Here is a 13,723-nt window from a genome sequence, read left to right on the forward strand (position 1 = left end):
CGGTCGCCCGGGAAGAACACATCGGGAGGAAGCAGTCATGAACGTCGGAATGCTCGGCGGCGACGTCGCCCAGATCCAGCAGCACGCCAGCGCGTACCGCAGCCTCGGTGACAGCCTCGCCGCCTGTGGTGGCAACGTCGTCTCGACGACGGACAGCGCGGTCGCCGGTCTTCAGGAGCAGATCACCAACGCCCAGACCGCCGTGGTCTCGGCGCTGCTGGCGGTCAGCCAGGAGTCCCGCTCGGTGACCACGAGCTTCGGCGGCGTCCAGTGGACCGGCGCCAACCGGGCCCAGGCCGAGGAGGTCGGCGTGGAACTCGACGCGCGGGTCAACGAGACGACGGTGCGCGTACAGGAGATCTTCGAGACCTTCCGGGCCGACCTCGCCCGCCTCGGTGGGGAACTGAACGACGTGGCCACCCAGTTCAACGCCGTCGCCGTGGCGGCCGGCGAGTCGGCCGGATCGCTGGGGCAGGCGATGGACGCGCAGGCCGTCCAGCTCGACGAGATCATGAACACCGGGATCACCCGCGCCTGAGTGATGGGTCGCCGTACCCGGGGCCGGGGTTGGTCCTGACACCCCGGCCCCGCACAGGTGACCCGGCACCGCGCCGGAAAGGAGCGTCGAAGTGCCATTCGCGGAGGACTACGAGGCCGCAGCGACCGTCCTGGACACGGCGGCCCAGATGGCCGGCACGCTCATGGAGCCGGCGCGGGCGGCGATCGGCAACGGATCCATGATCGGCGGCCAGTTGACAGACATCGTGACCGACGAACTGGACGCCGCGGCCACCATCCTCGATCAGGTCGCCACGGAGCTGACCCAGCTCGCCGTCACCTGCCGCGAGCGCGCGGAGACCTGTCGCGAGGCCGTGGCGGCCGAACGCGATTACACCGCCGCGTACGAGGAGTACCGCACCGAGCTGCGGGACCGGCAGGGGCAGCCGGAGCCGGGCGACCCGCCCACCGCGCCCCAGCCCCCGCCGGCACCGCCGCCGTGGGCCAACAACTGAACGAGCGCCGAAGCTTGCCCGCTGGCGCGGTCACCGGTGACGGTGGACCGCGCCAGCCTGCTGAGGTCAAGAGTCCAGCGCCGCCGTCATCACCACCAGGCCGGACGGGGTCGGCGGCGCCCCCTCCGTCTGGAGGGTGACGCTGAAGGTGGTGTAGTCGGCGATGTCCACGCCACTCCACAGCTCGATCGGTACGCCGGTCCGGCGCTCGTGGAACGACCCGATCGGTACGGTGCCGCGCGGCCCCTTGAGCCACGCCGCGTAGTAGGAGCCCGGTGCCGCGGCGGGCAGGCCGACCGGTTCCAGCACGACGGACGCCCCCGACGGGGTGTCCACGACGGACACCTTGCCACGCGCCTGCGGAGCCAGATCCGTTCCGGCGGCGACGTAGACGTCGGCGTGCGGCTGTGGGTCGAGCATCCGGTCGACGGCCAGCACACCGGCGGTGAACACCGCGGCACCGAGGGCGGCGGCGGGCAACGCCCAGGTGAGCCGGCCCATCCGAGGACGCCACTGCGCCGGATGCCACCACCGCGGGCCGGGGTCCGCCGGCGGGACCGGGGTGGCCGGGCCGGTGGTCGGCGGCGCGGGCGCGGGCACCGCCTCGGGCGCGGGCACCGCCTCGGGCGCGGGCACCGCCTCGGGCGCGGGCAGCCGCTCAGGCGCGGACAGCGGCTCGGACGCCGGTTCGACAACGCGCTGCTCGGCAACGCGCTGCTCGGCGGCTTGCGTCCGCACCCGGCTGAGGATGCTGTCCCGAAGGGCCGGCGGTGGACCGGACGCCCAGGTGGTCTCGGCGCGCAACTCGGTGGCCACGGCGGCCAGCAGGGCGGGGTCGGCGCTCTGCGCCGCCGCCTTCTTCCGCCCCGGGGTGCGCCTCGCGTGCCGGTCGAGGTGCCCGGTCAGCAGGTCCACGAGCTGATCGTCTGCGCCCCCGTCGGTCTGTGGTGCGGTGCTCACCCGTCGCTCCTCCCCTCGCTGCCCGCTCTACCGATTGTTGTTCGTCCCCCGGTGCCGGTCTGGTTCGCTCCGTCGTCCAGCTGCGGTGGATCCCTGACGTGGGCCAGCAGTTCGGCCAGCCGCCGGTGCGCCCGGTGCGAGCGCGACTTGACCGTACCCAGTGGCAGTTCCAGCCGTTGGGCGATCTGCGCGTGAGTCAGGTCGTCGAAGAACGACAGCCGGATGATCTCCCGCTCGTGGTCGGCGAGCTGACGCAACGCCTCCTGCACCGTCCAGGACAACCATGCCACGTCCAGGTCGGGTGCCTCCACCACCGCGTCCTGCTCGGCCTCGTGGCCACCCCGGGTGGGACGCAGCTCGCGGCGGATCAGGTCCAGCGCCGTGTACCGCGCGATGGTCAACAGCCACGGGCCGAGATCCCGCTCCGGGTCGTACGTCGACGCGGATTTCCACGCCCGGATGAACGTCTCCTGGAGTGCTTCCTGCGCGAGGTGGTCGGCGCGGGTGACCGTCATGGCGACAGCCCACACCGAACGCGAGTACCGGTCGTAGACCTCGCCGAGCGCATCGGCGTCCCCCGCCCGAAACCGCACGAGTACGGCGGACGGCAGCTCGCGCCGCCCATCCCCCGTGTCCGCTGGTTCCGCCGACGAGCCGGACACGGCTGTCGCACCCGGCGCAGATCTTTCGGCCACCGATCCACGATACGCAACTGATCGCCCCACGTGAATCTGCCGAATTCCGTGTCGGCGGGAACCATCGGCAGGCTCGGCGACGAACCGTGGTCATGAGGCTCAGCGTCCGCATCGAAGAGCAGCAGCCGGCCCACGACCCCGCCGGCCCACGGTCGCGCACTCAGGACGTCTGCCTGCTCACGGCCGCCCCGGACGTCACCGTCAGTGACCTGCTCGACCACCTGGTCGGACCGCTCACCACCCGGATCGTCGCCGGTGAGCTGGACATCGAGGTGGACGGCGTGGGAGTTCCCGGCGACGCCCTGCTCGCGGACCTGCCGCTGTGGGCCGGTTCGGAGCTGAGTGTGCGGCCGGTGGCACCGGGTCCGTCGGCCGACCGGTCGGGCGGTGGGCCGGCTGGGCGGATCGTCGTCGAGCTGAGCCGGGTGGCCGGGCCCGACAGTGGCCAGACCATCGAACTCGACCACGGCACGTTCGCGATCGGACGCCGCCGACAGGCCGGAGTGGACTTCGGCACCGTGACCCGACCGTTGGTGCACATCGATACGACCAACCAGCTACGGGTCACCGCCACCGCCGTCGACGACAGCTGCCCGATCCGGGCGGACGGACGGGACCTCACCGACGACGAATCCGACGCCGACCTGCACGACGGAACCTACCTCCGGCTCGGCGACACCGCCTTCCGAGTGGCGGCCGCGGCGCAGGCGCCGTCGCCCCCACCATGGCCCGCGCCGTCGACCGGCGAGGCGACGGGGGGCCGTGAGCCGCTGATCCGTACGCCCCGGGTGGCCACCACCGCGCCGGCGGAACAGGTGTCCGTGCCGGCCGCGCCGGCACCCGTCGCCGCCCCCGCACCGTTGTCCTGGCTGCTGCTCATCGCGCCGTTGCCCATCGGCGTGGTGATGGCCTTCGTGTTCAGCCCGTTCTTCCTGGTCATGGTCGCGATGACGCCGTTGATGGCGCTGGCCCGCTGGGTCGAGTCCCGGCATCGCGCCAAGAAGGACACGATCCGGTTGGCCCGGGAGTCGGCGGCGGCCGTCCAGCGGTTCAGCACCGACCTGGACGCCACCCGCACCGAGGTGGCCGCAGCCGCCCGCGCCGCCTATCCGGGGCTGGCCGGTCTGGCACGTCGAGCGGTGTCGGGTCGCGGCCTCTGGGAGGTGCGCCCGGGCGACCCGGACCAGCTGCGGGTGGTGGTCGGTGTAGGCGCCCGACCCTGGCTGCCGGAGCTGGGCCGACGCGGGGCCGAGGAACTGGCCGGGCGGCCGGAGCTGAGCGAGGCGCTCGCCGAACGGTCCCGGTTGCCCGACGTACCGATCCACGTCAGCCTGCGGGACCGTTCCGGACTGGGCATCGTCGGCACCGGCACCGCCGCGCGCAGCGCGGCCGCCGCGGTCGTGCTGGATCTGGTCACCCGGCACGGACCGGCCGACCTGGCGCTGGCCCTGGTGGTGCAGCCGGACCGGCTGGCCGGGTGGGACTGGCTGAAGTGGCTGCCGCACCTCAGCGGCGACGACGGTACGCTGCGGGTCGCCGCCGACCCGGCCGGCACCGAACAACTGCTCACCCGGCTGGCCGCCGACACCGCACCGCCGTCGCGCACCGCCCTCGTGGCGCACGGTGGGGCCGGCACGGAACGGGCGGGCGCCACGCACACCATCGTCGTGGTCGACGGTGATGACCTGTTGACCGGGCGCGTCGCCTCGATGCTGGGCCGGCTCGCCCGCGGCAGTGGCCGAACACTTGTGGTGAGCGGACGCACCGAACGCCTGCCGTCGGTGTGCCAGTGCTTCCTCGAACTGGCGCCGGACGGCACCGCCGAGCTGACCGACGCGGTCACCGGTGAGCGGACGCCGGACCTGCTCGCCGTGCGGGCCGCCGAGCAGGTGTGCGCTCCGGCATCCCGGGCACTCGCCCGCTGGACCGACCCGGAGCAGGCGGTCGCGGCGGCCCTGCTACCGGCCCACGCCCGCCTGGTGGACCTGCTGCGGACCGTGTTGTCCGGCCCCGACGGGCTGGGACAGCCGGTCGAGGAACTCGACCCGCTGTCGATCGGTGAGTGGTGGCGACGCGGGAACTGCGGCATGCGGGCCACCATCGGGATGACCGAACACGGCCCGTTGACCGTGGACCTGCACCGCGACGGACCGCACGGTCTGGTGGTGGGCACCACGGGCGCGGGCAAGAGCGAGTTCCTGCGGACCGTGGTGGCGTCGCTGGCGTGCGCCCACTCACCGGACGCGCTCACCTTCCTTCTCGTGGACTTCAAGGGCGGCGGCGCCTTCGACGCCTGCGCCGCACTGCCGCACACCGTCGGGCTGGTCACCGATCTCGACGAACACCTCGCCGCGCGGGCACTGCGCTGCCTGCGGGCCGAGTTGCGGCACCGGGAGCGACGTCTACGGGAGGCTGGTGTCAGCGACATCGACGACCTGATGGCCCCAGACCCGCCGCTACCGCGGCTGCTCATCGTGATCGACGAGTTCGCCACCCTCGCGGTGGAGCTACCCGGCTTCCTCGGCGCGCTTGTCGACGTGGCGCAGCGGGGCCGCAGTCTCGGCATCCACCTGCTGCTCGCGACGCAGCGACCACAAGGGGTGGTCGACGGCAAGATCCGGGCGAACACGAACCTGCGGGTGGCGTTGCGGGTCCAGGACGAGGCCGACTCCCGTGACGTGCTGGGCACCCGCCAGGCGGCCGACATCGACCGGCACCGGCCCGGCCGCGCCTACGTCCGGCTCGGCGCGGGCGAGGTGGTGGGGGTGCAGACCGCGTTGGTGTCCGCGGCGACCCGACGAGGACAACGCGAACGAATCGAGGTCGCCCCGTTCGCACTGCTGACCGACCAGGAGACGAGCGTGCGGGAGGAGCAGCCGGACGGCGTACCGACTGATCTTGAGAGGCTGGTGACCGCGATGGCGGAGGCCGCCGAGCGGGGTGGTTACCCCCGGCCCCGGGTGCCCTGCCCGCCACCGCTGCCGCCGGAGGTCGACGCCTGGGGCCTGTCGGCCGACGTCGACGCCGCAACGGATGGTCCTCCCCCGGTGCCGCTCGGCCTCGTGGACCTGCCCGACGAGCAGCGCTCCGACGTGTGGTGCTGGGCGCCGGAGACGGGCGGGACGTTGGTGCTCGGCGCCGAGGCGGCCGCCACCGGCGCGGTCCTCGCCACCGCCTGCCTCTCCCTCGCCCGCCACCGTGCCCCCGACCGGCAGCGGATCTTCGTGCTGGAGGGCCTCGGCACCGGGCTGGCGGCGCTGGCCGGTCTGCCGCACGTGAGCGCGGCAGTCGGCGTCGACGACAGCGAGCGCCTCGCCCGGGTACTCGACCAGTTGGATGCCGAGATCGCCCACCGGCGCACGAGCCGGATGGCAGGGCCCGACGTCCTGCTCGTCGTGGCCGGCTGGGACGCGCTTGTCGAAGGGGCCGAGCGGGTCGGCGTCGGTGAGGTCGGCGCACGACTGGAGCGTCTGCTGCGCGACGGCGCACCCGTCGGGATCCGGTTGCTCATCTCGGCGTCGCACGACCGCGGCGTACCCGGTCGGGTGCTCGCCCAACTGCCCACGAAACTGTGTCTGCGGTTGGCGGACTCCAACTCGTACACCGGGCTGGGTCTGCGGGCCCGGGACGTGCCCGAGCTGACCGGGCTGCGGGCCGTCGACCTCCAGACCCGGCGCGAGATCCAGATCGGGCGGCACTGCGACGGGCGGCCGGGAGCGCTCGCCGGCGCGGTGGCCCGGGTCGCCGCCGACCACCCGGACGCGGTTCCCGCGCCCACCGTCACGGTGCTGCCCGAACTGGTGCCCGCCGGTGAGGTGCTGTCCTCGTCCGCAGCGGGCGGGCCGGTCTGGCGGCTCGGCATCGGCCGGCACTACCGCGATCTCAGCGTCGCCACGCTCGCACTCGGTCCGGGCATGCACGCGGTGGTGGCCGGCCCCGCCGGCAGCGGCCGCACGGCTGCGCTGCGGCTGCTCGCCGCCGCCGCCCGCGCCAGCGCACCCGAGGCCCGCGTCCTCGTGGTGGCCGCCGACCCGGACGCCTGGACCGGTACCCAGGGCGCCGAGGTGGCCGGCTCCTTCGCTGGGTTGACCAGCCAGCCGAGCACGGGACGAGGCCTGCTGCTCGTCGACGGGATCGAGTCGCTGCCCGACGCCGGGCCGGCCCTGGACCGGCTCCTGCCGGGCCTGCCGGCCGGCGTCCACGTTGTCGTCGCCGGCCGGGCCGACGCCTTCCGCGGCATGCAACCGTGGCAGCGGGCGGTGACCATGTCGCGAACCGGGCTGCTGCTGCGCCCGACGCCGGACGACGGCGAGGTGCTCCGGGTCCGGCTGCCGCGCGAGGCCCCGCCCCGGCCGCTACCGGGACGCGGCTATCTGGTGGAGGCCGGCGGGTTGGCTCAGGTCCAGGTCGCGTTCCTGGATCAGCCGGCCGTACGGCTGGCAATGCCGGTCGGGGTGTTCGCAGGGGAGGCACGATGAACCGCCAGCCCGCCTACGGGGTAGGGGTCTGCCTGACCGCGCACGGTGCCGTGGTCGCGGTGGTCCGCGCCGATCCGCTGCGGCTGGCCGCGGTCGCCGAGGTCACCGGCGGCCCGACGGGGACGAGACCGCTGTCGCGGCGGCTGGCCCGCGCACGGCGGCAACTCGGCCTGCCCCGCTGGTGCACGACGTCCATGGTGGACGTACCCGGTCTCCCCGACGATCCGGGTGGGCCCGGCGGTCGGCACGCTCCGGACCGGCCGACGGCGTCGTGGCCGGAGTTTGCCGCCCTACTCGCCCGCGCGGGGTTCCTGCCGACCGCGGTGCGGGCACCGGCGCAGCTCGCCCACCTGCGGCGCCACGTCGAGCTGGGTGTCGGGGCGATCGTCGACCGACGACTCGTCGAGGCGATCGCGGACGAGGCCCACGGGTGGGCGACGGCTGCGGCCCTCAGCGCCTTCCCGGAGCCGAACAGCTCCGGGTACGGGGATCGACAGATCGCCGGTGACGACCCCGACAGTGATGTCGGACAATGGGAAAGCAGCACAGCGGAGAACGGATGGGCCGTGCAGCGCGTCGGCGCGTCCGGTGAGCGCGAGCAGCAGACGGAGGAAACGCCATGCGTATCCCGACGCGAGGTGTGAAGGTCACCGTGGCCACCGGCGAGCGGCGGCCCTTGTCACCGGTTTTCCGCTGGCTCGTCATCGCGCTGGCCTGGGTCCTCGCCTCCGCCACCGTGCTGGTGGGTTCGAGGTACGCGGTGAGCGCCTGGGTCGGCGACCCAGGGACCATCCCGGCCACCGCGCTTGACGCCCGATCGTTCGGCGACGCCTCGGCACCTCCCGCGGACCGGGCGGTCGCCGGCTCCACCCGCCTGATCCCGGTGCAGCCACAGGTGCTGCTCGACTCACGCGAGGTCGGCGCGCTGCCCGCCGGCGTGGACGTGACGGTGCCGGTGCCCGAGACCGCCCCCGGCACCAGTGCTGTGCTTGTCGAGATCTCGATCCTGGCCGCCAAGGGGCCCGGCGAGGTCACCGTCGGTCAGGGCACCGACCGGACGGTCGTGCTGCGGGTACCGAAGGCCGGCGCACAGACGTCCGCCACCGTGGTGGCCCGTCTCTCCCCCGACGGCGACCTGCGGGCCAGCGCCACCGGCGGCGGCGACCTGCTGGTACGCCTGGTCGGCGTGTTCGAACCGGCGCAACGGTCCGACGCCGGTCGCATCGTGGCGGTGCCACCGGCCCGGGTGGTGACCCTGGTGCCCAGGACCGACGGGAAGAAGGCCAGGGTTCCGCTCGCCGAGGTCCGGCAACTCGCCGACGCGGGCCCGATCTCGGCGGTGATCCTGCAGGTCTCCGCCGACGTCGGCGGCAACGGCGGGTTCGTCTCCGCGGGAACGCGCGCCGGTGACCTGAACCAGACCGTCTACTGGTCGGCCACCAGCGGCGACGACCGCACCCGCGGCGGGCTCATGGTCGTCCCGATAAGCGACGGATCGCTCCACCTACGGTACGAAGCGGGCACGGAGATGCGAGCGGACCTGGTCGGCTACGTCACCGGCACCGGCGCACCCGAATCCACCGAAGGACTTGTGGTGCCCGTTGCACCAGCCACCCCCGAGCCGGTACGCGCCACCGAACAGTCCGATGTCGAGATCACTCTGGGCACCACCGAAACGCTGGCGACCGTGCCGGTGGACCGCATCGCGGCGGCGCTGCTGACCGTCACCGCCACGGGCGACGCCGCAGGCGGTGTCGAGGTGGGCGGCAAACCGATCCTGACCGCCTCGAAGGGCGTGGCACGCTCGGCGCTCACCCTCGTCGAGACGCCACAGGCGACGGTACGCGTCCGAAGCGCGGTGGCCGCCACCGTGGCCGTCACGCCACACGCCCTGGTGCTGACCGGCTGACGGCGACGAACCCGAAAGACATCCGCCGTTCGGCATGTCTGCTGGTCGTGGGACCGGTCCACTGGGAGCGATACCAGCGGGGCGACAATCCGCACCGTTCGATCGCTACACTTCCGGACAGAGGTCCGGGGCCGCCCACAGCGCCCGGTGCGCCGATCAGATTCGGATGGAGATGCCGTTGACCCGCGACGAGGCCGCACCCGCCGGAATCGACCTCACTGTGCCCAGCGTGGCCCGGGTCTACGACTACTTCCTGGGCGGCAAGGACAACTTCGAGGTCGACCGGAAAGTCGCCGAGCACGCCCTGCGGATCACTCCGGACGGGCCGGCCGCCGGCCAGGCCAACCGGGCCTTCCTGCGCCGGGTGATCCGTTACCTGGTCACCGAGGCTGGCATCGACCAGTTCCTCGACCTCGGGTCGGGGCTGCCCACCCAGGGCAACGTGCACGAGGTCGCCACCGAGCACAACCCGAACGCCCGGGTGGTGTACGTGGACAACGACCCGATCGTCCTGGCCCACGGGCGGGCCCTGCTCGCCACACAGGACACGTCGACGGTGATCCAGGCCGACATCCGGCGACCGCAGGAGATCCTCAACGATCCGGACGTCCGCCGGTTCCTCGACCTCGACCGGCCGATCGGGTTGCTGCTCTTCGCGATCCTGCACCACCTCGGCGACGACGAGGAGCCGCGAGCGGTGTCGGCAGAGTTGATCGAAGCGCTGCCGTCGGGCAGTTACGTGGCGATCTCACACTTCCGTGATCCGGGCGAGCGGGACCCGGAAGGCTCCCGCAAGGCCCGTGAGGTCGAGCGGGTCTTCAACGAGTCGCTGGGCACCGGCCGCTGGCGCACCGACGAGGAGATCCTCTCCTTCGCCGACGGGCTGACGCTGCTGGAGCCGGGGCTGGTGCCGCTGGCCGAGTGGCGTCCAGATCCGGGCACGCCCGCGCCGAGCCAGACCGACACCTACCACACCTTCGTCGGACTACTCGCCCACAAACCGTAGCTTTCGCGACGTGGACCTAACGTCCGAGTGGTGCCGCGCCGTAGACGGTGAACGAGGCCCAGTCGGCCAGTCCGGCGAACGGCCGGACCGTCCGGTACGCCGGAGCACTCGTGGACACCTGCCGGGACATCGCCCCCGCCGGTAGCGGCTGACCCTCGACGAGCCTGCTCAGATGGCGCTGCCAGGTCACGAACGCCTCCATCTCGCCTGCCGTCCGGTGCGCCACCGCAATGGTGCGGCAGCCCAGCACGGCCTGGTCCCCGCCCGCCGCCACCAGGTGGACACCCCGCTCCACCAGGTCGGCCGCACTCGCCCCGCGCAACTGCTGCTGTGCCTGCCCGAGGACCGCGCCGGCCTGCGCCAGTCCGAGCTGCCCCGAAGGGTCCAGCCCGTCGTAGAACCAGCCCATCAGCAGCGCCGTCGCCAGGTCCGGGACCGGCCGGACCGCCGTCACCAGGCCGCTGGCGCCGGCCGCCAGCAGGGTCCGGCCCAGCCCGACTAGTTCGTCTCCGTCGCGCACCTCGTGCCGACCGCTGTCGCAGGCGCTCAGGACGACCAGCACCCCGCTCCAGTTCCACTGCGCCAGCCGGGCCAGGCTCACCAGGTCGGCACCCGGTCCCTGGGCAGCGGCTCGCGGATCCAGCGGGTCGCCGCGCCGCTGGTCCCCGTCGAGATGCCGGCCCACCCGCGCACCCTCATCCAGGTTCGTCGGTGCAGCGGATGTCGGTGCAGCGGCCAGCACCAGTCCGCTGCGCTCCGGGCGCCGCCGATCGAAGACAGCGTGACAGGCCAGATGCACCAACCGGGGGCGTACGGGGCCGGCGAGCGCCTCGGCGAGCCAGGCCGAGGTGACCGCCGCGCCGGTCCGCCCCGTGCCGCCGAGCCGGGCCGCCACGTAGGCGGACTCGGCACGCGCATACGGCAGGTCACCGAGGGGGTCGCCACACACGATGACGTCGCCGGCTGCCGCGGAGCGCGGGTCGGGCGCACCCCCGAGCGGGTTGGTGCGGGCGCGGGCTGACCGGTGTGCCCGCAGCAGTGAAGCGCTCGGCAGCAGGTACGTCCGGGGCCGGACCCTGACCTCTGCGGTGTCGAACTGCCCGATTTCACCGGCCGGACCGGCGTCGCCGGCGGTCCTGACCGGTGGGAGCACATGCAGGGGAACCATGTGCAGGGTGCCGTGTGGCACCACATAGACGGGCCGGCTCGGCGGCACCTCGGCGATGGGCGCGGTCAGCGCGGTGTGCACCGGATGCTCGACCAGCCGGCGCATCCCGTCGTCGTCCGCCGATGCGAGCAGGTCCTCCCAGCCCTCGACGTCGGTGCCGGCCACAGCGCCGGGACCGGCCGGCCCCAGCAGGCGTCGGGCGGTGAGGTCGGTGCCGTCCAACGTGAACGCCCACACGCCGAACGGGCCGGTCAGGTACTCCACCAGGACGGCGTCCCCCGCGTCGGCCAGCAACGGGGCAGCCTCGCCGGCAGTGATCGGCTCGGCCATCCGGTGGGCGCGCATCGTCGGGTGGGTGGCGGCCATCCGCTGCCACAGGTCATGCAGCTCACCGCGTACCTTCAGCTGCTCCTCGGCGGCCGACACCCGACTCGCCAGCAGCCGTCGACGCCGCTCGACCTCGACGGCCCCGCCGACATCCATGCCCGAGGCGCGCAGCCGCCGCAGCTCGGCCCAGAGTGCGGCCTCCCGAGCCACCAGCGGATCGGCCGGATCGACGGCGGTCTCCCGGTCCCGCATCGCGTCCAGCAGCGCCCGCGACTTCGCCCGTTCCAGCAGTGCGAACGCCTCCTCGACCCGGCCCAGGTCCAACGCCAGGTCCGCGGCCTCGACAAATGGCGGGGTGAAGATCGCACCGAAGCCGGCCGCCCCGCTCAGGTCGGCGATCCCCTGACGCAGCTCGTCGTAACCGTCGCAGGCGTCGCGGAGCACCCGCAGCGTCTCTTCGGTGCGCTCACCGGCGGCCAGGGCGGCGAGGCCCAGCGCCGCGTCCGCCGGGTAGCGCACCGCCGCCGCTGTCGCCTCGCCGCGCAGCGCGACAAGTCGGTCCCGGAAGGGCGCGGCCTGCTCCGTCCGGCCCGAGCGCGACCAGTCCAGCACCAGTGTGCCGAGTCGAAGCGCCAACCGGTCCAGGCCGGCGAAGGGCAGCTCCGTACCCTGCCGCTCGTGTGTGCGCTGGAGTGTGTCGATCGAGGCCAGCAGGTAGCGGTCGGCGAGCGCGTTCGCGCCGTGGTCGCGGGCCACCCCCGCCATGATCGAGTCAAGGATGCCCAAGTCGCCGGTGGTTTCGGCGGGGAACTGCGCGGTCAGGAAGGTGAAGAGCGCCCTGGCCTGCGCGGCCAGCTCCAGCAGGTTCATCCCGGTCCGGCTCGGGTCGCGGGAGAGCAGCGTACCCAGGTTGATCAGCGCGGTGAACTCGGCGCGGGCGTCGCCGATCTCGTTCGCCGTCCGTCGGGCCTGTTCCAGCAGCACCAACGCCTCGTCGTGGCGACCGACCGTCGTGTAGAGCAGGCCGAGGGACGACCAGACCGCCGGCAGCGCGTGCGCGGCGCCGAGTTGGGTCCAGAGCTCCTCGGCCGTGCGCAGCGAGCGCTCCGCCTCGCCGTAACGGTGCTCCATCAGGTGCCGCTGGCCCTCCTCGCTCGCCCGCTGGGCGAGGTAGGCCGGCGCACCGAGCGCGAGATTCTGCCGCATCCGGGGATCGGCCAGACCCGCGATCTTCTCCCGGAACGCCGGGTGGGCCAGGGCGAGCAGGTCATCGTCCGCCCGCTCCCGGGTCGCCGCCTCGATGCGCTCCACGCGGGCCCGGAAGCCGGTCGTGTAGTGCGAGGAGTCCACCTCGGAGTGCAGCTCGTGAATGAGGTCGTGCGCCGCGGTGAACGCCTCACCGGCACGGCCGCGGTCCACCTCCCGGCACATCGTGGCCAGGTTGATCATGGCTTTGTAGGTGTCGTACCGCGCCGGCGAGTCGGCAAGCAAACGTACGGCCTCCGCCGCTGCCTCGACCGCCTCGTCGTGCCGGCCCTGCCGGAACAGCTCCCGGGCCATGTTGTCCAGCAGGATCCCGCGTCGAGGCCCCACCACGCCAGGCTGGGCCAGCGCCCGCCGGTAGAGCTCCTCGGCACCGGGCTTGCCCTGCCGGTGCACCACCTCCGCGTGCCCCGAGAGCGCCGAGACCAGGCCGGTCTTGTCGGTGACCAGCTCCGCGAGTTGGGTCGCCATGCCGTACAACTTGGCCGCCTGCTCCAGCCGATCATCGGCGATCTCCACGGTGGCCAACCCGGTGATCGCCGCGACCCGCAGGTCCACAGCCCGCTCCCCGCCGCTGTCCGGCAGAGCCGCGGCCACCTCGAAGGCCATCACGTACGCCCTGCGGGCGTCGTCGAGCCGACCGGCGACCCGCGCGCACTGGCCGAGCAGCCGGAAGACCATGAAGCTGGCCGGGCTGGGCGAAAGGGCCTGTGCGTGGCCGACCAGCCCCCGCAGCACCCGGTCCGCCTCCACCAGTTGGCCGGTGTTGACGAGCCCGTGCACGAAGTCGGTGGCGCCCAGCAACATTTCCTCGGTGACCTCGTCACCGCCGCCCGGCCCGGTCGGCCGGCCCTTGTCGACCGGGGCATCGGAGCCGGATCTGCGGCGACGGAACAACGGCATG

The 13,723-nt window shown here is 73.3% G+C and carries 9 protein-coding genes; 6 read left to right on the forward strand and 3 right to left on the reverse strand.

Annotated features, from left to right (window positions below; translation table 11 throughout):
* Positions 1-37: 37 nt before the first annotated feature.
* Positions 38-538, forward strand: a complete 501-nt coding sequence (locus tag KBX00_RS05610; protein WP_210823931.1) for a hypothetical protein — start codon at positions 38-40, stop codon at positions 536-538.
* 91 nt (positions 539-629) lie between these two features.
* Positions 630-1,013 carry a hypothetical protein gene (locus KBX00_RS05615; RefSeq protein WP_210823932.1) on the forward strand — a complete coding sequence of 128 codons (384 nt, stop codon included), beginning with the start codon at positions 630-632 and terminating at the stop codon, positions 1,011-1,013.
* Between the two features lie 66 nt (positions 1,014-1,079).
* Here the strand turns inward: KBX00_RS05615 and KBX00_RS05620 are convergent, their stop codons facing one another.
* Both KBX00_RS05620 and KBX00_RS05625 read right to left on the reverse strand, forming a co-directional pair.
* The gene (locus KBX00_RS05620; RefSeq protein ID WP_210823933.1) at positions 1,080-1,973 is read right to left on the reverse strand and encodes an anti-sigma factor; all 894 of its coding nucleotides are present in this window, start codon (positions 1,971-1,973) and stop codon (positions 1,080-1,082) included.
* Positions 1,970-2,668: an RNA polymerase sigma factor gene (locus KBX00_RS05625; RefSeq protein WP_210823934.1), complete on the reverse strand. Its 699-nt coding sequence runs from the start codon at positions 2,666-2,668 to the stop codon at positions 1,970-1,972. Before KBX00_RS05625 ends, KBX00_RS05620 begins: the two co-directional genes overlap by 4 nt.
* Positions 2,669-2,760: 92 nt before the next feature.
* On the opposite strand from KBX00_RS05625, the gene KBX00_RS05630 reads away from it, so the two are divergent.
* From KBX00_RS05630 to KBX00_RS05645, 4 genes are all read left to right on the forward strand, one after another.
* Positions 2,761-7,146, forward strand: a complete 4,386-nt coding sequence (locus KBX00_RS05630) for an FtsK/SpoIIIE domain-containing protein (protein ID WP_210823935.1) — start codon at positions 2,761-2,763, stop codon at positions 7,144-7,146.
* Entirely contained in the window at positions 7,143-7,790 is a 648-nt protein-coding gene (locus KBX00_RS05635; RefSeq protein ID WP_210823936.1) for a hypothetical protein, read from the forward strand. Before KBX00_RS05630 ends, KBX00_RS05635 begins: the two co-directional genes overlap by 4 nt.
* Positions 7,766-9,055, forward strand: a complete 1,290-nt coding sequence (locus KBX00_RS05640) for a hypothetical protein (protein WP_210823938.1) — start codon at positions 7,766-7,768, stop codon at positions 9,053-9,055. The genes KBX00_RS05635 and KBX00_RS05640 overlap by 25 nt, the downstream gene beginning before the upstream one ends.
* 172 nt (positions 9,056-9,227) lie before the next feature.
* Positions 9,228-10,061, forward strand: a complete 834-nt coding sequence (locus KBX00_RS05645; RefSeq protein ID WP_301547439.1) for an SAM-dependent methyltransferase — start codon at positions 9,228-9,230, stop codon at positions 10,059-10,061.
* 16 nt (positions 10,062-10,077) lie between these two features.
* Here KBX00_RS05645 and KBX00_RS05650 read toward each other — a convergent pair whose 3' ends face one another.
* On the reverse strand, positions 10,078-13,722 hold the full coding sequence (locus KBX00_RS05650) for a CHAT domain-containing protein (protein WP_210823943.1): 3,645 nt from the start codon (positions 13,720-13,722) through the stop codon (positions 10,078-10,080).
* Position 13,723 lies beyond the last annotated feature (1 nt).

The sequence above is a fragment of the Micromonospora sp. C95 genome, assembly GCF_018070465.1.
Classification (GTDB): Bacteria; Actinomycetota; Actinomycetes; order Mycobacteriales; family Micromonosporaceae; genus Micromonospora.